Origin of the sequence: Sphingomonas sp. R647, assembly GCF_020177055.1 — a bacterium.
Lineage (GTDB): Bacteria > Pseudomonadota > Alphaproteobacteria > Sphingomonadales > Sphingomonadaceae > Sphingomonas.
Genome location: NZ_JAIQXT010000003.1, coordinates 1 through 22,196, shown reverse-complemented (window position 1 = coordinate 22,196; position 22,196 = coordinate 1). Strand labels below are relative to the sequence as shown.

Sequence of the window (22,196 nt, the reverse complement as noted above, 5' to 3'; positions counted from 1 at the left end):
TCCCGTTACAGACCGGTGCCAGCTATCGCGGCGACGTCCACCGTCAGCGCCAACCCGGCGTCTTCGGCTGTCCGCGCAACGCGAACCGCCACCGCATCGCCGATATCGGCCCACCCGCCGTCGCCCCAGCGCTGGAACCGTCGTCGGACCAGCGGAATGCGCACGCGTTGCGATTCGCCAGGTTGCAGCATGACCTTGGCAAAGCCGACCAGCGCAACCTCGGGCGTATTGCGATACAGCTGGACCACATCGCTCCCGGCGCGTTCGGCGATGTTGCGCACGGTGACGACAATCGCGCCATCCTCGACCGCCGCATCGCTCCACGCGAACCGGGCATAGCCCATGCCCTCACCCAGCGTATGCCGTGCGCGCAGCCCGGCTGCGATGATGCCGCGATGGCCGAAGCGGACCCCGTCGCGATACGGCAATTGCCCATCGGCATCAGGCTTCAGCGCATAGCCGGGATAGTCGCCCTCATTGCGCGCAATCACCACCGGCATTCGACCGCCCGGCTCGCGATCGCCGGCGAGCACCTGCGCGATCGCCTCGGCAAAACCCTCGCCCGGATACCAGGCACTGATCAGCGCGGCGGCGCGCTCTTCCCACGCAGTGTCGTAGGCATGGCCGACATTGGCGACGATGACGGTGCGCGGATTGGCCGCGGTCACGCGCTCGATCAGCTCGATCTGGTCGGCGGCAAGCTTCGTGTCAGGACGGTCCTTGCTCTCCACGCTGGAGTCAGACGTTTCGCCGACCATCAGCACCACCGCATCGGCGCGCCGCGCGGCGGCTTCTGCGGCGGCGAGCAGTCCCTCGCGGCTGCCCGGCGCGCGGATGCCGTACCACAGGCCGTGGACGCGCGCGGGGTCGAAGCTGAATTCGACCACGACCTCCACCGGTTTTCCGGCGATCAGCGCGCGTTCGGCGATCACCGAATCCCCGGCCTTGAGCACGCCCATCACGTCACCCGGCGGGCATTCGGTCGTCGCAACAATCTCTTCACCGTCAACCCGCATGCGCGAGACGCCGGTGGCACCGAGATGGAAGCGGTGGACGCCGTCGCGGGTCGGCGTGAACACGCCGCTCGCACGGATCGATCCGCCTGCCGCAAAGCGCGCCTGGTCATGCACGCCGACGAACCACACCAGCGAATTGGTGTCGCGCGTCTCGCGCGACAGCGGCGTGCCGCTGCAATCGCGACTCTCGAAATACTCGACCGTCATGCCGCGCGTCGCGCCATCGCCCAGATCGCGCGCAGGGCGCACCGGCATGCCCGGCAGGCGCGGCGCGGGATCGACGCCCGGCTCGAACAGGATTTCGCGGGCGCCGCCAAAGCGCCTGCGGATCGCATCGACCGGTGATGCCAAATCGGGCGAGACCGAAATCTTGGCGAAGGTGCCACCCTGGAAACAGGGTGCCGCGGCATTGGGGCCGATCACCGCCAGCGTGCCGATCGCTTCCGGTACGAGCGGGAGCAGATCGCCTTCATTGCGCAGCAGGACAAAGCCCGCCGCCGCCGCCTCGACCAGCAGCGCGTCGATATCGGCATCGCTCAGCGGCGATTGTTTCGCGCCGGTCGCGCGGCGTGCGAGTCCGGTGACCCGTGCCGCCGCATCGTCGATCCGCGCGCGCGCAACCTTCCCCGCCGCGACCGCTGCCTCCGACTTTGCTCCCAGAAAGCGTGCGGGGCCGGGCATTTCGAGGTCGAGGCCGGCATTTAGCGTCGGCTCGGTCGAATGCGTGCCGAACCAGTCGCTCATGATCGCGCCGCGATAGCCCCACTCGCCCTTCACCACTGTCGTCAGCACATGATGCTGCTCGGCGCAGTGCAATCCATTCACGCGGTTATAGGCGGCGAGCATGCCCGCGCACCCGGCCTCCGCCGCGAATTCGAACGGCAGCAGATAGACTTCGCGCAACGTCCGCTCGTCGACGCGGACATCGACCGTGTCGCGGTCGGTCTCGCTGTCGTTGCAGACGAGATGCTTGGCGACCGATGCGGTGCCGGTGGATTGCAGCCCGGTGATCCAGCTTGCACCGAGAATGCCGGCCAGCAGCGGGTCTTCGGAGAAATATTCGAACGCGCGCCCGGCCAGCGGACTGCGCGCCAGATTGATGTTGGGGGCGAGCACCGCATCGACACCGCGCCCGACCGCCTCCTGCCCAACCAGCGTGCCGATGCGCCGCGCAAGATCGACGTCCCAGCTCGCGCCCAGCGCGGTGGCGCAGGGAGACAGGCGCGCAATGTCGCGCTCGTCGACCTTGCCGCTCGCGATGCCCATCGGGCCGTCGCTCATCGTGAAGCTTGGGATCCCCGCTGCGGGGATCGCCACCGACGACCACATGGCACCACCAGCAGTCAGCGAAGCGGCCTGATCGAGAGTCAGATCTGTCATGAATGCAATCCGTTGCGCCGCGCGCGGACGCACGGCAGGCGGGCGGCGGGGCGCGATGCCGCCACCGCCCGCATGGGGTCAGGCGGCAAGCGCTAGTTCCTTGCTGTCCTTGGTCGTCGGGACGAAGGGCAGATAGGACACGCGCATCCGCACGGCGAACTCGATCCGATGGTTGCCCGGAGCGCGGCCGCCCGGCTTCAGCGCGATGATCCGCGCCTTCTCGCCGAAATTCCAGCGGTCGTCATAGACGGTTTCCATCTCGTCGAGCGCATAAGTCTTGCCGCGGACGGAGAAGCGCACATCCTCGCGCGCGATCTTCTCGCCGTCCACGCTAGGCACGCAGTCATATTTGGCGATCAGTTGGTGCCAGTTGTCGATCGCGGCATCCTCGACCCCGACCTCGGGCCAGCCCCAGAAGCTCTGCTCGCCGATGATCTCGATCCCGTGCGCGCCGAATTCGGCGCTGGTGCGGATACAATCCTCCAGGGTCATTTTCCCCTGAAACGTCTCGTTCTGATAGCTGTAGAGGCTCACGCCCCGCTTGATCTTGCCCATCGACCCTCTCGCATTGTTTGCGTGCGGCCTGGCCGCTCTCATCTTCGGCGCGGCGCTTGCGGCCACCGCCCTTCTTAATTAGAACCTTCATTCTATAAAGAGCCAAACGGGTCAAGTTCGAAAGTGTGAGGAGAGTGATTGTCATGGCGTCCGGGCGTCGGATTCTCGCACGTAGTGCCGCGCTGCTGCTGGCCGCCGCATTCGGATTCTTCGGCTATTTCAAAAGCTTTGCCGCGCGCGCCGTGCTTGAGCAGCACCACGCCTGGATAACCGCCCTGCCCGACCTGCTAGGACGCGCGGTCGGGCTCAGCGAACTGCTGGCCGCTGCGCTGCTGTTGATCTTCGGCGCGATCCGGCCCGCGCGGGGCCGGGTCGCTGCTGGTGCCGCGCTCTATGCCATCATCAATCAGGCGTGCGCCGCACTGGTTCATATCGCGCGCGGGGAAAGCGCCGCGCTGCCCCAGAACGCCATGCTGGCGGGGCTGGCACTGCTGATCATCCTCGCGGCGCGCTCGCATCGCGCCAAGCCAGAGGAGACAATGGGACGGCAGTTCTGAAGCAGCCGTCGATCCGAGCCGTGACGCCCCTGCTGACCGTCAGATGGCGCGGTACCGGTAATTGCGAAACCGGACCGCGCCTTCGCCCGACGCGAACAGCGCCGGTCGCAGGCTTTCGCCCTGTCCGGGCACCGAAGTGTTGAGGTTATAGCCCGAGCTTTCCAGCCGCAATCCATGCCGGATCCAGTTCTTCCCGTCGAGGCTGTAGTGGAAGGTGACGATGTGCTCGCGGTTTTCGAGCCGCAGATACATACGCCGCGCGGGCGGCACCTTTTCCCGCCAATGATGCTGCCCTCCGCCGCCATAGGTGATCATGCGATCGCCATCGATGGCTATGCCCAGAAAGAGTCGGCTCGACAGGAACAGCAACAGCCCGCCCGTCGCCGTACCCTCCAGCTCGACATCGACCTGCACCTCATAGCTGCGATCGCCAGCGCCGCCCGTCAGCGGCGACCCGTCATGCGGACCGCTTCCCCGCGCTGTGAGCAACAGTCCATCGGGACCGAAGGCGGCGCGCTTTGCCTCGTCCTTCTGCGGCGCGTGGAAGGTCCAGCGGGTGCCGAGCGCGGAGACGCTGAATTCATCGGAGCGGGGCAGGCCGTGCGGCTGGGCACGGCCCCCGCGGGGCTTCGCCATTGGTCGTGACAGATCGCGCCCCACGGCGCGAAACCAGCCGTCCGGGGTCCATTCCACGCGATCGAGCAAGGTCTGCCGCCCCAGGGTGCGGAAGCCGTTTTCGAACCCGTGATACACCATCCACCAGTCATTCGCCGGCCCCTGCACTAAACTGGCATGGCCACGCGACCACCACGCTTCGGTCGCGGATTTGGTGCGCACGATCGGATTGTGCGGACAGTTTTCCCAGGGGCCATGGATCGATCGCGATCGTGCAGCAATGACCATATGGCCGGTCGGCGGACCCGCCGTTCCCCCGACCGCGCTGACCAGATAAAAATAGTCCCCGCGGCGGAAGATCTTTGGCCCTTCGAGCGCATAGGCTTCGACCACCCAGTCATCGGGATAGCGCCACCCGTCATAAACCTTCTCGACCGGCCCGACCGCCTTGAGTCCGTCGTTCGACAGCGTAACCCGGTGGCCCGCAGACAGGAACAGGTAGCGGCGTCCGTCTTCACCGACGGCGTGGCCCGGATCGATATAACCCCGAATTCCGGTGTCCACCGGCGCGCTCCACGGCCCATCGATCCGATCGGCATGGATGACGTAGATTGCCGCGCTGCCGCGCACGCTGGTCGACCAGGCGGTCGGAATGAAGGGAATATAGATGTAGTAGCGACCCTGATGCTTGATCAGGTCCACCGCAAAGACCGAGCCGAGCGGCGCGGGCAACGCGACGGAAAAGGGTCGCCAGTTCACCAGATCGCGCGAATGCCAGATCATCAGGCCCGGATCGGCCTCGAACGAGGAAAAGGTCAGATAATAATCCTCGCCATCGCGCAGGATCGACGGATCGGGATATGAGCCGGCCAGGATCGGGTTCAGAAAGGTGCCGTCGCCGCGATCCGCGCACCGCTGCCCTTCAAACCCGACGCCCCGATCGCCGCGCGTGGCAAGCGGCGCGGACGTGGCGATTGCGGGGGCCAGCATAGCCGCTCCAGCACCGCCGAACAGATTGCGTCGCGAGATTCGATCCATGCACTGTTTCCTAGAAAGCTTGGCAAGCCGCGGGCGCGCGTGTGTGCGCTCCAGCGATCCCGTTATGGATGTGTGAAATCCGCTGCCTTGTCATAAGGCTTGATCGTCACCTTCCCCGTCGCCGCCCATTCGGTGCCGCGCGCGAAGAGCGTCCTGAAGCCGTCATACTGGATCGTGTCCGGCCCATGGCCCAGCGTGATCGAGAAGACGCGACCTTTGCCATAGTCCTGCACCCAGATTTGCGGGTCCGGCCTGCCCATATTCTGCATCTTGGCGAGGTTTTCGGCAGAGTAGGCCTTCGGGTCGTATTTCGGCCCGGCGCGCTCGGGATCGTAATCCGCCGGATCGTCGAGCGCGGTCGCCAGCACGCGCACCTTGGCGGCAGGATCGAACGTCACCGGGATGTCGGCGACCGGCACGGTCTGTGCAGATACGGCGGCGGCGATCAGAGCGGTGCAGAACAAGGCCATCGTGACTCGCATCGATAGGTCTCCGGGACGATCAGGCGGTGGCAGGCCGGCTCGCGCGCTCCATCGGCCAAGCGAGGACAACCACCGCCTGCAGCGCGAGCAGCACGACCGGCCAGCCATAATATGACCAGCGGATCGTCTCGCGCGCGGCGTCGCTTACGCCGGTCGGGACATAGCCCACCGCGCCCAGCGAATAGGCGATGGCCGCCGATCCGACCGCCATGCCGACCTTCGTCGCCAGGCTGATCCCGGCCGACAACAGGCCTTCATTGCGCGTGCCGAAGCGTCCCTCGTGATAGTCGACCGTCTCCGCCGCCATCGTAAAAATGCCGGTGATGGTGACCGAGGTGACGACCGATGCGGCGATGTAGAGCGCGAGGAACGCCGGCGGGCTTGCCTCGGTCAGCGGCAGCAACAGGAACAGCGCGACCGCGATCAGACATGCGGCAAAGCACCCTTTGCGGATACCGGTACGCGCGAGGATGGGCGGCGCAATGAACGCGGCGATCAGCAATGTGCCCGAAATGGCGGGCAGCAGGATCGAGATCATCCAGGGATGCCCGAGTACATCGATCGCAAAGAAGGCGGTGAGCGAGATCATCGTCCCGAACCGCACGAAATAGAGCAGGGTAAAGCCGAAGCACACCAGCCAGGCGCGGTTGCGCAGCATCTCCCCGATTGCGGGCAGGACCGCGAAGCTGGGCGAGGCGTGATCTTCGTACCGTTCCTTGCAATTGCGGAAGAGCAGGAACAGCGCGATCAGCGACAGGCCGGCGAACAGGATCGCGGTGGCGAGAAATCCGCGCTGCATATCGCCGCCGCCGAACAGCCCGACCAAAGGCATCGTCGCGGCGGTACCGAGGATGACCGAGATCGACGTGCCGATCGACCGCATCCCACCGAGCTTCAGTCGCTCGCCGGTATCCGTCGTCATCATCGGCATCAGCGCGGTATAGGGGATCGACCCCAGCGACATCAGGATGCCGAGCGCCTTGAAGGTCAGGAAGGCGTAGATCAGCTTCGCATTCTGCGACCAGTCGGGCACGGTGAAGACGAGGATGAACACCAGCGCATAGGGAATGGCGGTAAACAGGAAATAGGGCCGCGTGCGCCCCCAGCGCGTGCGCGTCTTGTCGACCGCAATGCCGACGAAGATGTCAATGACCGCATCGAGCAGCCGCGCGGCGAGGAAAATCGTCCCCACTGCGGCCGCAGGCAGCATCGCCACATTGGTGTAGTAGAAGAGCAGGAACGCGCCCGCCATGTTGTAGGCGAGGCTGAAGCCGAAATCGCCCGCGCCATAGCTCAGCCGCTCGGTAAGCGAGAGGGGCGCCCCGCCTCGCTGCGTCTCAGGCGCCAAGGGACGTCACCGTCGGGTCATGCAGGTCGGCGACGATCCGTTCGCCACAAGGGGAAAGCGTCACGACACGTCCTTGAAAAGGAAGGGGCGACCGTTTCCGGTCGCCCCAAGGAGGGTTGTATCAGAAGTCGAGGCTGAGCCGGACGCCGTAGGTACGCGGCGTGCCGAATTGCCAGACATAGATGTCGTCGTTGCCCGCAGCGGTGAAGCCCGCATAGGTCAGTGGCTGGTTGTCTTCGAGATTGCGGACGAATGCCTGCACCCCGAACTTGTCGTCCGCAGAGCGCCACTCGATGTTGGCATCGGTCTGGAAGAACGCCTTCTGGCGCGAGTCATTATAGTTGAAGATGTCGACGAAGTACGAGCTCTTGTAGCGCGAGAAGACGCTCGGCGTGATGCTGCCGGAGCCGCCCAGATCGAAGCGATGCTCATAACCTGCAGCGATCACCCAGCGCGGCGACTGCGGCGGGCGATTGCCAGCCAGGTTGGGCTGCACGATTGGCGCCGCCGTCGCATTGCTATCGATGTCGCCAAGGCCAGTGACGCAGCCGCTGGGCAAGGTCGAGGAGGCGCAGAACACCGCGTACGAAGCCAGGAAGTCCTGATACTTCGAGTCGAGATAGTTCACGCTGGCAGTGAAGCGGCCGTTCTCAAGCACCTTGAACGACGCGTCGAGCTCGATGCCCCAGATCCGCGCCTTGCCGGCGTTGAACACCTGGCCGCCGATCGAGTTGTCGAGCAGCACCGATGCCTGCAGGTCCTTGTAGTCGTAATAGAAGCCGGAGAGGTTGACGAAGTTCGCCCCGCCGCCGCCGAAGCTGCGCTTGATCCCGGCTTCATAGGCGGTGTTGCTCTCCGGCGCGTACGATCCAACGGAGTCGAAGCCACCGGCCTTGAAGCCCGTCGACACCTTGGCATAGACGAGCGTGTCGGCGTCTGGCTGGTAGTTGAGCCCGGCCAGCCAGGTGAACTTCTCCGCGCTCGCGCTCGGCCGCTGTACCGACAGCGGTGCCGCCGTGATCCGAACCGGGCCGGTGTTGTTCAGCGGCGAGGTGGGGTTGGCGATGCCGCTGCCATAGACGTTGAACACCGCGCTGCGATCGTCCCACGTGTACCGTCCGCCGACGACTGCGGTGAGCGTCTCGGTGATCGGGATATCGGTCTGGGCGAACACGGCCCAGCTCGAGCTGCTTACCTGACGGTCGAAATAGTTGATGTAGCCGCCATTGGCGCCCAGCAGGAACGCCGGCAGGAACGGCGGGCCGTTGAACAGGCCGCGTTCGATATCAAGCTCTTCCTTGAAGTGGAACGCGCCAGCCTGCCACTGGATACCGCCGGCCTTGCCGCCATTGATCCGCAGCTCATGGCTCTGCGTGTCCACATCGTTGGCAAAGTTCTTGAAGGTGTAGGCCGGAGCGAGCCCGGCGTCGAAGCTCTCGTCCGTCGTACGATAGCCACCCGTATAGGTCAGGGTAGCACCGCCGAAATCATAGGAAACGCGCCCGCGAATAGCCGTCGTCCGCTGCTCCTGAATGCTCGGGCTACGCGCCGGTGCGAGGTAGTTGCCCCGATCGACCGCGGCGAGCGCGTTGGTGTTCTGCGGAATGCAGACGACCAGACGAGTATCCGCACCCACGCGCACAAAGCCATTCTGGTTGCACGTCGCACCCGGCGCGTTGGCTGCGTTATAGCCCAGGCCCGAATTGAAGTTGGCAAAAGCCTGCGCCGCCAGATGGCGGTCTGACGCCACATGCTCGACAGCGGCGTCGATCGTGAGCGCATCGGTCGGGCGAAGGACCAGGCTGACACGGCCGCCACGGGTATAGTCGTCACCCGTGCTGATGGTGAGGTTGGGATGCGAGAAATACCCATCCCGCTTCGAATAGGTCCCGGCAACGCGAATGCCGCCGATATCGCCGAACGGGAGATCGATCCCGCCCTGCACCAGCACATGATCGAAATTGCCGTAGGATGCCGTGAGGTTGAAACCCAGTTCCGCGCCCGGCTTTCGGGTGATGAAGTTGATCGCGCCGCCGGTGGCGTTCCGGCCGTACAGCGTGCCCTGCGGCCCGCGCAGCACCTCGACCCGGGCGAGGTCGAACAGGCCCGCATTCAGGACCGTCGGGCGGTTGATATACTCACCGTCGATATTGACCGCGATCGACGTGTCCTGTGTTTCGGCATTATCGTTGGTGCCGACGCCACGGACGGTCACGCGCGTCAGATTGGTGTCCTGAACAATCTGCACCGCAGGAGCGACCTGCTGGATGCCGCTGAGGTCGGAGATGCCCGCCTTCTCAAGGGTTTCACCCGAAACTACCTGAATGGCGATAGGCACGTCCTGGACGTTCTCGACCCGGTTCTGCGCGGTAACGACGATTTCTTCTTCTTCGGCCTGCGATGTTTGCGCCAGTGCAGGCGACCCTGCGATCATGGCAGCACTGGCAAACAGGCACGACTTCAACATGAGCTTACGCATCATATCCCCTCCCTCACTTCAGCGCGGGTTCTCCCGCATCTGGATTTAAGTAGAATTGGTATTCTAATTCATTTGAAACCCGAGTCAAGCGCGGGCAAGCGCTCCCACCGGTGCCACCAACTGGGCCGCAAGCATGTCGATCTGCGCCGCGATCGCGGGATCGGCGAGCGCGCCCGATCCGTCGAACGGACGCTGTTCGACCGAGTTGACCGCGATGCCGAGCGGCGTCGGCCAACCCCGCATCGCATGCACCACACCGCGCAGCGCGGTCAGCGTCACGCCCGTAGCCTGCCACCCCGCCGCCGACACGATCAATCCTACCGGCCGTCCATCGAAATAGGGCCGGGCGTCCCGCGCCAGCTCTTCAAGCAGATCAATCGCATTTTTCACCAACCCGGAAATACCACCGTGATAACCCGGTGATGCGATCACCAGCGCATCGGCGGCGCGGACCGCTTCGACCAGGTCGCGCTCCGCCGCGCAGCGGACCGGGGCGGCGGGGTCATAATGAGGCAGCTGCGCCAGAAACGGCCCGTCGAACATCTGTGCCGAGGCCCCGCGCGCCACGCAGCGGTCGAGCGTTGCCCGCACCAGCCGCTCGCTGGATGACCCCTCGCGCAGCGTGCCACCGATTCCCACGACATGCGTCATGCGCGACGACCGCCACCGAATGCCGGCATCACCTTGCGCGACAACAGATCGAGCGTCTGATTGCCGAGCCGCATCCGCTCTTCGGTCAGCGGCCCGGTCAGGGTCCCGCACAGGATGTTGCCGATGCCCAACTGCTCATAGGGCTTGAGATGCTCGATCACCGTCTCGGGCGATCCATAGAGGCACCAGGTGCCGATCCAGTCATCGGTCAGCGCGTTGGGCGTGCGATCGGTCTTGCGATTGGCATCGTCCGATTCGGCGCGTGCGTTGAACTCCGCCTCGCGCTCGATCGCGTCCTGATAGTGGCGCAGTATCACCATGAGTTCGTCGCGCGCCTGTTCGTCGGTCTCCGCGACATGCACCGCCTGATAGGTGTGCGTCGTCCAGTCGAGCGCCGATGCGATCGTTGCCGCGTCGTGACCCGCCTCTTCCAGCATGGCGCGATAGGTGTCGAAATACTTCTTCACATGGACGAACGGCTCGGTCCCGCCGATCTGGGGCGGGGTGAAGGCCGGGATGAAGGCGGGCCAGCCATGGGTCGCAGCGCGACGTGCGCTCGATTCCTTGAGCGCCACGGGCATCAGCCGCGCATGGCCTGGGGTATAGGCCGCCGGCGCGATCCGCTGCAGTACCCGCCCCTGATGCGGGCCATTGGCGATCTCGACTGCCGGATCCTCCATGCGCTTGGCCCAGAGTTGCTCGGCCAGCGCCAGATTGCGTTCGGCAACCGCACCGGCGTCCTTGTAGTTGACGCCAAAGCCGATCATCTCCTCCGGCGTCGTGCCACTACCGACCCCGACAAGCAGTTTCCCGTCGGTCAGCTGATCGAGCAGGTTGATCCGCTCAACGAAACGGACCGGATGGTGCAGCGGCACCGACACGACTGAAAAGCCGAAATGCAGTTCGGGCAGTTTCGCGGCGAGATAGGCGGCGAAGATGAAGCTGTCGCTCGCCAGCGGCATGTACCCGTTGAAATGGTGGTCGGGCATGAACACCGCGTCGAAGTTCAGATCCCGGGCGAGCGTCGCGTGCCGCTCCAGATCTTGCATCAACGCGCGGTCGTCCTCGGGACGCATCGAACGAGCATTGAGAAAAACCGAGAACCGCATGACCTCTCCCCCGCGAATCAGAATCTTCGCTGTTGTCTAAATTAGAATTGACGTTCCTATTTTGATATCCCTTATGCTCCGCATGTCAAGTGTCGCTCCGTCGCCCACCGAGGCCCTCGCCGCCAGCGCGCTGAGCCGTAAGCCCCGCCAAGGCCGCAGCCTTGCTTCGTTTCGCCGCATGCTCGATGCGACCAAGGCGCTCATGCTCGAACGGGGGAGCGAGGAATTCACGCTGCAGGACGTGAGCGAGCGCGGCGCGGTATCGATCGGTTCGATCTATCTGCGTTTCGAGAGCAAGGACCGGCTGCTCCACGCCGTGATCGCGGAGGAGTTGCAGTCGATCGTCGAGAAGGAGGGCGAGATGATCGCCGGGCTCCTCAGCGAATCCAGCTCGCTTGCCCAATTTCTGCCGCGCTATGTGGATGGATACAGCAATTTCCTCTCGACCCATTCGCAACTGCTGCGGACGATCATGCAGCGCGCGTCGATCGACCCCGCCGTTTCGGCCCCCGGGCGTGAGACCGCGCAGCGCTCGGCCGATCTTTCGGCCAAGGCGATCCTGACGTTCCGCGACGAAATCCGGTCCAAGGATCCCGAGCGCGCCGCCCATTCGGTGTTCCGCATCGTGTTCGCCACGGCAGCCCGCCAATTCGGCCTGGGATCGACCGCTGAATCGGCTGACGACGAGATCTGGGCCACGCTCAAGTCGGAACTTTCGACCATGGCGCTCGCCTATCTGCAGTATGAAGGCTGAGAGGTATCCCGGTGCGCCGATGACGGGCGGGAGGGTCTCCATGCGCCATGGGCATCGATCCGCGGGACTGCGGTAAGGGGCACCACCTCCGACCAGAACATCGGCATGGCGGGTTCTCGAACCTCTACGTCTCCACAGTACGCAATGTCTGCTCGCCCGCCCCCGCGACCGCCTGAAGCCGTTCGCACAGCGAGGCGAGGCCGCGGTCCATCTTTAGGGCGCTGTGCAACTGCATCATCTCCCGCATCACCGGGAGCGGGAATGGCGGCTCATGGATCAACAGGCCGAGCCGGGGGGCCAGTTCGCGCGCAAGGCGTTCATGCATCAGCGCGAGGCGGGTCGGTCCGGCCACCATCCACGGCACCTGCGAGAATGCCGCAAACACCACCTCGATCGGCACCTAAAGGGCGGCTTTTCTGCAACCCCCGCGATTTCCTGCCATTCAGGTGCCGACCCCATTGCGGACGTTCGGGCCTTTGCGCAGAATAGAAGTATGACGGACTACGGTGTTCAGCCGACGACCGGGTTGGTGGGAGGCGCTACGATCCAGTTTGCCGAGGGCGTCTACCCCGACATTGGTACTGGTATCGCCGTTTGCGAAGATGCCTTCTTTTCTGTTGAGCCGTGCCTCCGCAATGCGTGGGGTGGCTGGACTAATTCGTCGCGGTATGGGGTATCAGAGTTGCCGGGTTCAGTGAGAAGCGCTCTCGTGCGATGCCTTCGTTCGCAAGCCGCCGACTTGCGCGCAGCTGACGCAGATGACCAAGCCGTATTTTTGGATAAGATTGCTGATTGGCTAGCTCAGCGCTGTGACGAGCGCCTGTCGGTGTCGATCCTCGGCGTTTAGCGTCCGCTTTCCACCCAGTTTTCGCCGCTAGAGGCCGTCCCGGAGCCGCCCGAAAGCCGACCTGCCGCTATCACGAGTTCCTACCCAAGACCTGCCACGCAGCAACCGGCCCATAGCGGCTATGCGCGTTTGCGGAACTTCCCCTTGATCACCGCTCCGCCAACGCGAAGCTGGTCGAGATAATCTGACCACCACTGCGCCATCCGCACCCTCTCCGCCCAATGAGCGCCGCGATGGTAAGCAGCGCGCACCTTGTCCTTCTGGCCATGGGCCAAGGCGCGCTCGATGGCGTCGGGATGCCAGAGCCCGGATTCATTTAGTAGGGTGCTAGCCATCGCTCGGAAGCCATGGCTGGTCATTTCGTCGTGCTCGAACCCCAGGCGGCGTAGCGCGACATTCAGAGTGTTATCTGAAAGAGGCCGCTTGGTTGTGTGAAGCGCTGGGAACAGATACTCGCTTTCCCGGGCGAGCGAACGGAGATCCTGGAGAAGGTATAGCACCTGCCGAGATAGCGGCACCGCATGGGCCTGTTTCATCTTCATCCGCTCAGCTGGCACGCGCCAGACCTTCTCCGCGAAATCGATCTCGCTCCACTTCGCTTGCCTCAATTCACCCGGCCGCAGAAACACGTGAGGCGCGATCCTCAACGCGTGAAGGGTCTCGGGTCGGCCTTTATAGCCATCGATTGCGCGCAGCAATTCGCCCACCTTCTTTGGCTCGACGATCGCGGCATGGTGTTTTACGCGCGGGACTGTGAGCGCCCCGCGCAAAATGTCCGCCGGATTGCGCTCGGTTCGCAGCGTAGCGAAACCATAGCGGAAGACGCGTCCTGCGAACGACCGTAGCCTGAGCGCGGTTTCGTGATGCCCGCGACGCTCGACACGCTTCAAAACGTCGAGAAGCTCGTGGGGCGTCACTGAAGCAATTGGACGCTTGGCGATGCCTGCCAGGAGTTCGAGGAACCAGCGGGCCTTTTTGAGGGTCGCTGGTGATTTTCCCTCCCGCTCCATCTTCTGAATATATTCCTCGGCCACGAGCCCAAAGGTCGTCTGGGCCGCAAGCTCAGCTTTCAGGCGACGCTGCCGCTTCTCCTCAACGGGGTCGATGCCGTCGTCCAGCTCGGCCTTGGCCTCATCGCGCTTTCGACGGGCCTGGGGCAAGGAGACATCGGGGAAACTTCCCAGCGAGAGCTTACTCTCGATGCCGCAGCAGCGGTAGCGAAAACGCCAAAGCAGAGCTCCCGATGGCTGCACCAGCAAATACAAACCATCGGTGTCGGCAACCTTATACGGGCGCTCAGCCGGTTTGAGCGATCGAATCTGCATCACCGTAAGCATGGGGCCACGCCTCCTGCACCGTTCGTGGCCCCATGATTCGTGGCCCCTTTTGAGTGGGCCACGGCGGAACATAATGAGATTTCGCGGGACCGCCGATAGCCAGTTTACCGCAGATTTCTGCGGTTTTCTAGCCTTGTTCACGGTATGGACTGGTGCCGCTTACAGGACTCGAACCTGTGACCCCCGCATTACGAATGCGATGCTCTACCAACTGAGCTAAAGCGGCGTGCCCGGCGTGCGCAGCCGGGGAAGGTGGCGGCGCTTATCAGCCTTGTTGGTAGCTGACAAGCGTTGCCGAAGCGTTATCCGCGCGGGATTTGACGATTGGGCGCCTTTACGCGGTGTTTACCACATGCGGCGCAGAGTCGGTGCGATCGAGGGTTACTTCCCTCTGTGGAGCATGCGCATGGACACCGCCCGCGGACTCGATGACCGCCCCGACACCGATCATGGCGACACCGGCGTCAGTGATTCGGCGCACGACGCGCATCGCCTTTCGATCGGCTCGGACGAGCGGCGCATGCATGTGCGCGCCTATAATCACTGGGTTTCGCTGCTGCACGGTCGCGCCTATCCGTCGATCGAGGATCTCGATCCGGGCAATATCGCCGATTTCGGACCGCACAGCGTGCTGCTCGATTTCAGCAAGGGCGTCGAAAATCCGGCGATTCGCTATCTCGGCATGTCGCTGCGCGGAGAATGCGGGGTCACCAGCGACATCACCCATGTCGGCGAAGTGCCCAGCCGCTCGCTGCTCTCGCGCCTGACCGACCATTATCTCCAGATCATCGCCAACCGCGCGCCGATCGGCTTCGAAGCCGAGTTCGTGGGCCAGCGCGGCCACAATACGCTGTATCGCGGTATCCTGATGCCGTTCTCGTCCGACGAGGACACGATCGACTTCATCTATGGCGTGATCAACTGGAAGGAACTGGTCGACGCCGAAACCCAGGCGCGGCTGGAGCGCGAGGTCGAGGAAGCGCGTCGCACCGCGCCCGCCCCGGCCGCATCCGCCCCGGTCTGGGCCGATGGTCCCAGCGCCGGCTTTGGCGAAAGCGCGGAGCCAGAGCCCGAGCACGTGCTCGACACCGTCGACCTGCCCGCCCCCGAATCGCTGGCCGATCGCCTGCTGATCGCGCGCGAGACCGCTGCGGCGGCGCGCGCAGCCGATACGCGCAGCCGCTCGTCGCTCTACCGCGCCTTGTCACGCGCCTATGATTTCGCTCGCGCCTCGGAAACCGAAGCGGAGGACTATGCCGAACTGCTTGCCGATGCGGGGATCGCGGTACAGGCGCGCGCGCCGATGACCGCCGCCGCCAAGCTCGTCTTCGGCGCTGATTACGACAAGACCCGCCTGACCGAATTCGCCGCAGTGATGAGCCACGCGCGCCGCCACGACATCGTCGAGGGCGGGCTCGACGCGTTCATCAGCGCCACCGAGGGCGGCATCAAGGGGATCGTCAAGGCCGAGCGCGCGCTGCGCAAGCCCGCGCCCCAGCCCGACCTGTTCGATCAGGTCCGCGCCGAGCTGCGCGCGCGCCCCGCGATCGCGCATGTCCAGATGGCCGCCGGCGCGGAGGAATTCGTCCTGCTGCTCGCGCGTGCGGGCGCCGATGGCGAACTCGATATCGTCGCGCGGATCGAGGACGACGCCGCGCTGTCCAACCGTGCGCTGCGCAAGGCCGCCGCATGAAGCCCTGATCCTTCCTGAAGCCTTCTCCCAAGCTGCGCGCGAACACGGTCAAAATGACCGGTTCGCGCGCATTTTTTTGTGCTTCGGTACCGCTATCCCGGCAATTTAGTCTCAAATGTTACTGTGCGGTGCAGCAAGTCTTGAGCCGCGCCGCACACGGGCGCATAGCGCGGAGCCATGAGCAAGACGCCGATCAAGTCGCTCGCCGAGGCGCTGCATGCGCGCCTCACCGATGGGGCCCTGCCGGGGGAGCTGGAGGGGTTCGACGACACCGCCCGCGCCGCGGCCGCAAGGTTCGTGGCGGAGGCCGCGGCGACGCGCGCGCCCGGCACGCCGGGGGTGGCGCTCGAAACTGGCCTGGGTGAGGACAGCCGCGCGATGCGGCTCGCAGTCGTCAATGACGACATGCCCTTCCTGGTCGATTCGATCGCGGCGACGATCGCCGCACACGACATCGCGATCCGGCGGATCATCCATCCGGTCGTCGCAGTCGAACGCGCGGGCGATGGCACGCTGGCCGGGATCGGCAGCGGCGGCTCGCGCGAATCGATGGTCTATATCGAGATGGAGCGCGCCGATGCGCGCGACCGCACCGGCCTGGTCCGCGATCTCGAACGCAACCTTGCCCATGTCCGCGCGGCCGTAACCGACTGGACCGAGTTGCGCCGCGCGATGAACGACGACGCCAACCGTGTTCCCGATGCGGAAGGGGCGGCGCTGCTGCGTTGGTTCCAGGGCGGCAGCATGACGCTGGTTGGGCATGAGACCTGGCATCGCGACGGCAGCGTCACCGATGCGGCGGGCATCTGCCGCGTCGATCTCGACACGCCGCTGCTGGCCGAAGCGTCGCGCCAGCTGGCGGTCGAATGGTTCGAACAGGGCGGACAGCCGCCCTTGCTGCTCAAATCGAACTTCATTTCGACCGTGCATCGCCGTGCGCCGCTCGATCTGGTGCTGGTGCCGTTGCGGGATGGGCCGAAGGTTACCGGCCTGTCGGTCCATGCCGGCCTGTGGACCAGCGCCGCGCTGCATTCGACCCCGGATGAGGTGCCGATCCTGCGCTCGCGCATCGCCAGCCTCGAGACCAAGTTCGGCTTCGACCCGCGCGGCCATACCGGCAAGGCGCTGGCGCACGCGTTGAGCGGGCTGCCGCATGACCTGACCACCGCCTTCCCCAGCGCAGCGCTGGAGGAAATCGCGCTCACAGCGATGTCGGTGACCGATCGCCCACGGCCCAAGCTGGTGCTGATCTGCAGCGCGCTGGGCCGCCATCTCTTCGCGTTCGTGTGGCTGCCGCGCGACGACGTCTCGACCGGCCGCCGCGTCGCGATTGGCGAGATGCTGGAGGCGCGCGCCAATGCCTCGCTGCTCAGCTGGTCGATCGCGCTGGAAGACGGGCCGGTCGCGCTGCTGCGCTACACGCTCGATCTGCGCAATGACGGGCGCATGCCCGATGCCGCCGCGCTCGATGTCGAGCTGGAGCGGATGGTGCGCGGCTGGCTGCCTGCAGTCGAGCATGCCTTGCGTGAGGATGGCGCGACCCCGGCGCGCGCGGCACGGCTGGCGCTGCGTTATGCCCCCTGTTTCCCGTTCGGCTATCGCAACGGCAATGCGCCCGAAGAGGCGGCGCGCGACATCGTGCCGATCGCCGGGCTGGCCAATGCCGATGCCCGTTCGGTGCGAATCTATCCGCAGGACGGCAAGCTGCGGATCAAGCTGTATCGCCTCGGCGGGCCGCTGCCGCTGTCCGACGCGGTGCCGGTGTTCGAGAATTTCGGGTTCCGCGTGATCGAGGAACTGCCGACCGCGCTGGCGGGCGATGCCGACGCCTATATCCATGATTTCGAGGTCGAGCTGCCCGGTGGCGGGACGCTGAAGGGTGACACGGCGACGGTCGAGGGCGCGATTGCCGCCGTGCTCGAAATGCGTGCGGAGAATGACGCGTTCAACCGGCTGATCGTCGAGGCGGGGCTGGCCCCGGCATCGGTGGTACTGCTGCGCGCGTGGTTCCGTTACCTGCGCCAGACCGGCCTGTCCTATGGCCTCGTCACCGTGGTCGAGGCGCTGCGCCGCGCGCCTGCGGTCGCGACCGCGCTGGTCGATCGCTTTGCCGCCGCGCATGATCCGGCGCGCGCGAAGGACAGTGCGGCAGCCATCGCCGCCGCCGATGCAGCGATCGCGGCGGGCCTCGACGCGGTCAGTGCGATCGACGACGACCGCATCCTGCGTGCGATTTCCGGAGTGATCCGCGCGACGCTGCGCACCAATGCCTTTGCCCCGGCCGCCGCTGAAGCGCTGGCGTTCAAGATGGACAGCAGCCGCGTGCCAAACCTGCCCGCGCCGCTGCCATGGCGCGAGATCTGGGTGTACAGCCCCCGCGTCGAGGGCATCCATCTGCGCGCAGGCCCGGTCGCGCGCGGCGGCCTGCGCTGGTCCGACCGGCGCGACGATTTCCGCACCGAGATCCTCGGCTTGATGAAGGCGCAGCGCGTCAAGAACGCGGTGATCGTGCCGACCGGCGCCAAGGGCGGCTTTTATCCCAAGCAGCTCCCCTCCCCCACCATCGACCGCGATGCGTGGTTCGAAGAAGGCAAGGAAAGCTACCGCATCTTCATCCGCTCGCTGCTGTCGATCACCGACAACATCGTCAGCGGCGCGGTGGTGCATCCCGACAGCGTCGTGATCCATGACGGGGAAGACCCCTATTTCGTGGTCGCCGCGGACAAGGGCACCGCGACCTTCAGCGACGTTGCCAACGCGATCGCGATCGAACGCGGCTTCTGGCTGGGCGATGCTTTCGCCAGCGGCGGGTCAGTCGGGTACGACCACAAGGCGATGGGCATCACCGCCAAGGGCGCGTGGATCAGCGTCCAGCGCCATTTCCTGGAGATGGGCACCGACGTCCAGACCGACACGATCCGCGTCGCGGGTTGCGGCGATATGTCGGGCGACGTGTTCGGCAACGGCATGCTGTTGTCCAAGGCGATCAAGCTGGTCGCGGCGTTCGACCATCGCCACATCTTCCTCGACCCCGATCCCGATCCGGCGGCAAGCTGGGCCGAGCGTGAGCGGATGTTCAACCTGCCCCGGTCGAGCTGGGCGGACTATGATCCTGCGCTGATCTCCAGCGGCGGCGGCGTGTTCGCGCGGTCGGAGAAGTCGATCAAGCTGACCCCGCAGGTGCGCGAGGCGCTCGGCATCGAGGCGGAAGAGATGGAGCCGAACGCGCTGATCTCCGCGATCCTCAAGGCACCGGTCGATCTGGTCTGGTTCGGCGGCATCGGCACCTATGTGAAGGCTGCCGCCGAGGCGCATATCGAGGTGGGTGATCCCGCCAACGATCGCCTGCGCGTCAATGCCGAGGACATGCGCGCGCGTGCAATCGGCGAGGGTGCGAATCTGGGCGTCACGCAGGCGGCGCGCATCGCCTTTTCGATGCGCGGCGGGCGGATCAACACCGACTTCATCGACAATTCGGCGGGCGTCGATTGTTCGGATAATGAGGTCAACATCAAGATCGCGCTCAACCGTGAGGTGATCGAGGGTCGGCTCGACATCGCCGATCGCAACATCCTGTTGCCGGCGATGACCGACGATGTCGCACATCTGGTGCTGGAGGATAACCGCCTGCAAACGCTGGCTTTGTCGTTCCTCGAGAATGACGGGCCGGTCGCGGTGCCGAGCTTTGTGCGGCTGACCGAAATCCTTGAGGCCGGCGGTCGGCTCGACCGCGCGGTCGAGGGGCTGGCGACCAATGAGGAATATCTGCGCCGGGCGCAGGACGGCGCGGGGCTGACCCGGCCCGAACTCGCGGTGCTGCTCGCGACCAGCAAGCTAGCGCTACAGGATGCGATCGAAACCGGCGGGCTGGGCCTCGACCCGGCACTGGAGAGCGACCTGATCACCGCCTTCCCGACGGCGATGCAGGAGCGGTTCAAGACCGCGATCCTCGAACATCGCCTGCGCGGCGAGATCGTCGCGACCAAGCTCGCCAACCGCATCGTCAACCGGCTCGGCGTGCTGCACCCGTTTGAGCTGGCCGAGGAAGAAGGCGCATCGCTGCGCGACATCGCGATGATGTTCGTGGTGACCGAGCGGCTGTTCGGCCTGCAGCCGCTATGGGAAGAGATCGAGACGGCGGCGATGAGCGAGAGCGCGCGGATCGCCGCGTTCGACGAGATCGCGGTCGCCACCCGATCGCAGATCGCCGACCTGTTGCGCGTGTGCCGTCCGGGCGAGGATATCAGCGCGGTGCTCCACCGCCTGAAGCCGGGCATCGACAGCCTCGACCGCCAGGCCAAGACGCTTCTGAAGGAAGAGGCGCTGGCGCAATCGGGCCGCATCGCCGCGCAGCTGGAGGCGGCGGGCGCGCCGACGGCTTTGGTGGCGAAGATCGTCCGCATCTTCGAACTCGACGGCGCGGTCGGCCTGGCCGATCTGGGCCAGCGGCGCGGGATCGGCGAGACCGAGCTGACGCATGCGTTCACCCATCTCGGGCAGGCGCTGGGGCTGGACTGGGCACAGGCCAACGCCGCGCGGATCGTCGCGGGCGATCCGTGGGAACGGCTGCTGATCGCGGGCCTTGCGCGCGATTTCCAGCAATTGCGGCTCGAGTTCCTCGCGCGCGGCACCGGCACGGATCCACGCGCCGAGGTCGAGACCTGGCTGGCGGAACATGCGGCACGGGTCGGGCAGTTCGTGGCGCTGGTCGAGCGCGCGAAAAAGGCACCGGCACCGAATGCGGCGATGCTGGCGCAGATCGCCGGGCAGGCGCGGGTGTTGCTGGGTCGGTAATGCTCAGCTGGTTACAACCGGGCGCTGCACCGCGATCCCTCGTACGTCCACTGTCGTCACCCCCGCGAAAGCGGGGGCCCATCTCCTGCAAGATCGGCACACCGCACCGGCGCATTGAGCGGATAGCTGGGGAGATGGGCCCCCGCTTTCGCGGGGGTGACGATTAGGGCGCAGCCAGCTGAGCGCAGATTTGCAGAAGATCACCAGCGCAAAGGCTCTGCGCCCGATTGTAATTGCGAATCACTCTCGCTAATGCTGCGAACGAATCGCAATTAGGCCATCTCCAACCCGATGCACGGAACCACCACGACCGCGCGCGCCAAGCGCAGCCGCAAGGCCTTTTGGCTGAAGCAGCTGCATACGTGGCACTGGATCAGTTCAGCGATCAGCCTGGTCGGGCTGCTGCTGTTCGCGGTTACCGGGTTCACGCTCAACCATGCCGCCGAGATCGAGGGATCGCCGCAGACGGTCGAGCGTGCCGCGCAGCTGCCCGCGCCGCTGCTGCCCGCGATCAAGCCTGACGACGCAGCCGACACCAAGAAGCCGCTACCCGCGCCGGTTGCGGAGTGGGTCGAGGGCAATCTCGACATCAAACACGCCCGCGCCGACGCCGAATGGTCGGCGGACGAAATCTACCTCGCCCTCCCCCGCCCCGGCGGCGATGGCTGGGTCGCGATCGATCGGGCGAGCGGCGCGGTGACGACCGAGAGCACCAATCGCGGCTGGATCGCGTGGCTCAACGACCTGCACAAGGGCCGCAACAGCGGCACGGTGTGGAAGTGGTTCATCGACATCTTCGTGCTCGCCTGCATCGTGTTTTCGCTGACCGGGCTGGTGCTGCTGCAAATGCATTCGAAGAACCGCCCGAGCACCTGGCCGCTGGTCGGGGCGGGCCTCGTCATTCCCGCGATCCTCGCGATCTTCTTCATTCATATCTAAAGGGAGCCGCCGCTCATGCAGTTTCGCGTAACCGGATTGACCGCCACCGCGCTCGGCGCGGGCCTGTTCGCGCCGGGGATGGCGGCCGCCCAGACGCTCGACGTCTCGGTCACGATCCCGCGCCTGACGGTTGCCGAATATCACCGCCCCTATGTCGCGATGTGGATCGAGAAGGAGGGCGGCCCGGCCCAGACCTTGTCGGTGTGGTATGACGTCGACCTCAAGAACAATGAGGGCACCAAGTGGCTGCGCGACGTGCGCCAGTGGTGGCGCGCATCGGGCCGCACGATGCGCTTTCCCGCCGCCGGCGTGACCGGCGCGACCAAGGCTCCAGGCACGCACAAGGTCAGCTTCAAGCCGCAACTGGGTGCCGGCAACTACACGCTGGTGGTCGAGGCCGCGCGTGAAGTGGGCGGACGCGAGCTGGTCCGCATCCCCTTCTCGCTGCCCAAGGGCGGCACCGCCCGCGCCAGCGGCAAGACCGAGCTGGGCGCAGTAGTTTTGAATGTGAGGCGCTGACGCGCCCGGCACCGGCCCGCTCCCCCACCCGGCCACCCATAGAATACACTGTCGTTGGGTGGCCGGGTGGGGGAGCGGGCCGG

General features: G+C 65.4%; 16 protein-coding genes and 1 tRNA gene. 6 read left to right on the top strand and 11 right to left on the bottom strand.

The window, feature by feature from the left end; all coding sequences use genetic code 11:
- Positions 1–5: 5 nt before the first annotated feature.
- Positions 6–2,396: a glycoside hydrolase family 3 protein gene (locus K9B35_RS07150; RefSeq protein ID WP_224921144.1), complete on the bottom strand. Its 2,391-nt coding sequence runs from the start codon at positions 2,394–2,396 to the stop codon at positions 6–8.
- Positions 2,397–2,474: 78 nt separating this feature from the next.
- Entirely contained in the window at positions 2,475–2,951 is a 477-nt protein-coding gene (locus tag K9B35_RS07145) for a DUF6379 domain-containing protein (protein WP_224921143.1), read from the bottom strand.
- A 143-nt stretch (positions 2,952–3,094) separates the two neighbouring features.
- Here K9B35_RS07145 and K9B35_RS07140 point away from each other — a divergent pair, with 143 nt between their 5' ends.
- Positions 3,095–3,508: a DoxX family protein gene (locus K9B35_RS07140; RefSeq protein ID WP_224921142.1), complete on the top strand. Its 414-nt coding sequence runs from the start codon at positions 3,095–3,097 to the stop codon at positions 3,506–3,508.
- Positions 3,509–3,547: 39 nt separating this feature from the next.
- Here the strand turns inward: K9B35_RS07140 and K9B35_RS07135 are convergent, their stop codons facing one another.
- From K9B35_RS07135 to K9B35_RS07110, 6 genes are all read right to left on the bottom strand, one after another.
- A complete protein-coding gene (locus tag K9B35_RS07135) occupies positions 3,548–5,161 on the bottom strand; it encodes a family 43 glycosylhydrolase (RefSeq protein WP_224921141.1) in 1,614 nt (537 codons plus the stop codon).
- Between the two features lie 62 nt (positions 5,162–5,223).
- Entirely contained in the window at positions 5,224–5,643 is a 420-nt protein-coding gene (locus K9B35_RS07130; RefSeq protein ID WP_224921140.1) for a ThuA domain-containing protein, read from the bottom strand.
- A gap of 19 nt (positions 5,644–5,662) precedes the next feature.
- Positions 5,663–6,991 carry an MFS transporter gene (locus tag K9B35_RS07125; RefSeq protein WP_224921139.1) on the bottom strand — a complete coding sequence of 443 codons (1,329 nt, stop codon included), beginning with the start codon at positions 6,989–6,991 and terminating at the stop codon, positions 5,663–5,665.
- Positions 6,992–7,112: 121 nt separating this feature from the next.
- Positions 7,113–9,470: a TonB-dependent receptor gene (locus K9B35_RS07120; RefSeq protein WP_224921138.1), complete on the bottom strand. Its 2,358-nt coding sequence runs from the start codon at positions 9,468–9,470 to the stop codon at positions 7,113–7,115.
- 84 nt (positions 9,471–9,554) lie between these two features.
- Positions 9,555–10,121 carry an NADPH-dependent FMN reductase gene (locus tag K9B35_RS07115; RefSeq protein ID WP_224921137.1) on the bottom strand — a complete coding sequence of 189 codons (567 nt, stop codon included), beginning with the start codon at positions 10,119–10,121 and terminating at the stop codon, positions 9,555–9,557.
- Positions 10,118–11,230, bottom strand: coding sequence for an LLM class flavin-dependent oxidoreductase (locus tag K9B35_RS07110; protein ID WP_224921136.1), 1,113 nt, complete (start codon positions 11,228–11,230; stop codon positions 10,118–10,120). Before K9B35_RS07110 ends, K9B35_RS07115 begins: the two co-directional genes overlap by 4 nt.
- A gap of 82 nt (positions 11,231–11,312) precedes the next feature.
- On the opposite strand from K9B35_RS07110, the gene K9B35_RS07105 reads away from it, so the two are divergent.
- Positions 11,313–11,984 (top strand): TetR/AcrR family transcriptional regulator, encoded by a 672-nt coding sequence (locus K9B35_RS07105; protein ID WP_224921135.1) that lies wholly within the window; start codon positions 11,313–11,315, stop codon positions 11,982–11,984.
- A 124-nt stretch (positions 11,985–12,108) separates the two neighbouring features.
- Here K9B35_RS07105 and K9B35_RS07100 read toward each other — a convergent pair whose 3' ends face one another.
- The 3 genes from K9B35_RS07100 to K9B35_RS07090 all read right to left on the bottom strand — a co-directional run bounded on the left by K9B35_RS07100 (position 12,109) and on the right by K9B35_RS07090 (position 14,394).
- Complete coding sequence (locus K9B35_RS07100) at positions 12,109–12,384, bottom strand: hypothetical protein (protein ID WP_224921134.1); 276 nt, start codon at positions 12,382–12,384, stop codon at positions 12,109–12,111.
- Between the two features lie 566 nt (positions 12,385–12,950).
- Positions 12,951–14,168 (bottom strand): tyrosine-type recombinase/integrase, encoded by a 1,218-nt coding sequence (locus tag K9B35_RS07095; RefSeq protein ID WP_224921133.1) that lies wholly within the window; start codon positions 14,166–14,168, stop codon positions 12,951–12,953.
- Positions 14,169–14,318: 150 nt separating this feature from the next.
- Positions 14,319–14,394, bottom strand: a tRNA-Thr gene (locus tag K9B35_RS07090).
- Positions 14,395–14,574: 180 nt separating this feature from the next.
- Here K9B35_RS07090 and K9B35_RS07085 point away from each other — a divergent pair.
- The 4 genes from K9B35_RS07085 (at position 14,575) to K9B35_RS07070 (ending at position 22,113) form a co-directional block, all read left to right on the top strand.
- A complete protein-coding gene (locus tag K9B35_RS07085) occupies positions 14,575–15,861 on the top strand; it encodes a hypothetical protein (protein ID WP_412103456.1) in 1,287 nt (428 codons plus the stop codon).
- Positions 15,862–16,038: 177 nt separating this feature from the next.
- Positions 16,039–20,655 carry an NAD-glutamate dehydrogenase domain-containing protein gene (locus tag K9B35_RS07080; RefSeq protein WP_224921131.1) on the top strand — a complete coding sequence of 1,539 codons (4,617 nt, stop codon included), beginning with the start codon at positions 16,039–16,041 and terminating at the stop codon, positions 20,653–20,655.
- A 291-nt stretch (positions 20,656–20,946) separates the two neighbouring features.
- Positions 20,947–21,594, top strand: coding sequence for a PepSY-associated TM helix domain-containing protein (locus K9B35_RS07075; RefSeq protein WP_224921130.1), 648 nt, complete (start codon positions 20,947–20,949; stop codon positions 21,592–21,594).
- A gap of 15 nt (positions 21,595–21,609) precedes the next feature.
- Positions 21,610–22,113 (top strand): DUF2271 domain-containing protein, encoded by a 504-nt coding sequence (locus tag K9B35_RS07070; RefSeq protein WP_224921129.1) that lies wholly within the window; start codon positions 21,610–21,612, stop codon positions 22,111–22,113.
- The last annotated feature ends 83 nt before the right edge of the window (positions 22,114–22,196 follow it).

What these genes read in the sequence shown, in the direction of transcription:
- K9B35_RS07105 (WP_224921135.1), top strand. Translation starts at nt 11,313, where the DNA reads ATGTCAAGTGTCGCTCCGTCGCCCACCGAGGCCCTCGCCGCCAGCGCG.
- K9B35_RS07080 (WP_224921131.1), top strand. Translation starts at nt 16,039, where the DNA reads ATGAGCAAGACGCCGATCAAGTCGCTCGCCGAGGCGCTGCATGCGCGC.
- K9B35_RS07075 (WP_224921130.1), top strand. Translation starts at nt 20,947, where the DNA reads ATGCACGGAACCACCACGACCGCGCGCGCCAAGCGCAGCCGCAAGGCC.
- K9B35_RS07120 (WP_224921138.1), bottom strand. Translation starts at nt 9,470, where the DNA reads ATGCGTAAGCTCATGTTGAAGTCGTGCCTGTTTGCCAGTGCTGCCATG.
- K9B35_RS07130 (WP_224921140.1), bottom strand. Translation starts at nt 5,643, where the DNA reads ATGCGAGTCACGATGGCCTTGTTCTGCACCGCTCTGATCGCCGCCGCC.
- K9B35_RS07070 (WP_224921129.1), top strand. Translation starts at nt 21,610, where the DNA reads ATGCAGTTTCGCGTAACCGGATTGACCGCCACCGCGCTCGGCGCGGGC.
- K9B35_RS07135 (WP_224921141.1), bottom strand. Translation starts at nt 5,161, where the DNA reads ATGGATCGAATCTCGCGACGCAATCTGTTCGGCGGTGCTGGAGCGGCT.
- K9B35_RS07085 (WP_412103456.1), top strand. Translation starts at nt 14,575, where the DNA reads ATGGACACCGCCCGCGGACTCGATGACCGCCCCGACACCGATCATGGC.
- K9B35_RS07140 (WP_224921142.1), top strand. Translation starts at nt 3,095, where the DNA reads ATGGCGTCCGGGCGTCGGATTCTCGCACGTAGTGCCGCGCTGCTGCTG.
- K9B35_RS07115 (WP_224921137.1), bottom strand. Translation starts at nt 10,121, where the DNA reads ATGACGCATGTCGTGGGAATCGGTGGCACGCTGCGCGAGGGGTCATCC.
- K9B35_RS07150 (WP_224921144.1), bottom strand. Translation starts at nt 2,396, where the DNA reads ATGACAGATCTGACTCTCGATCAGGCCGCTTCGCTGACTGCTGGTGGT.
- K9B35_RS07145 (WP_224921143.1), bottom strand. Translation starts at nt 2,951, where the DNA reads ATGGGCAAGATCAAGCGGGGCGTGAGCCTCTACAGCTATCAGAACGAG.
- K9B35_RS07095 (WP_224921133.1), bottom strand. Translation starts at nt 14,168, where the DNA reads ATGCTTACGGTGATGCAGATTCGATCGCTCAAACCGGCTGAGCGCCCG.
- K9B35_RS07110 (WP_224921136.1), bottom strand. Translation starts at nt 11,230, where the DNA reads ATGCGGTTCTCGGTTTTTCTCAATGCTCGTTCGATGCGTCCCGAGGAC.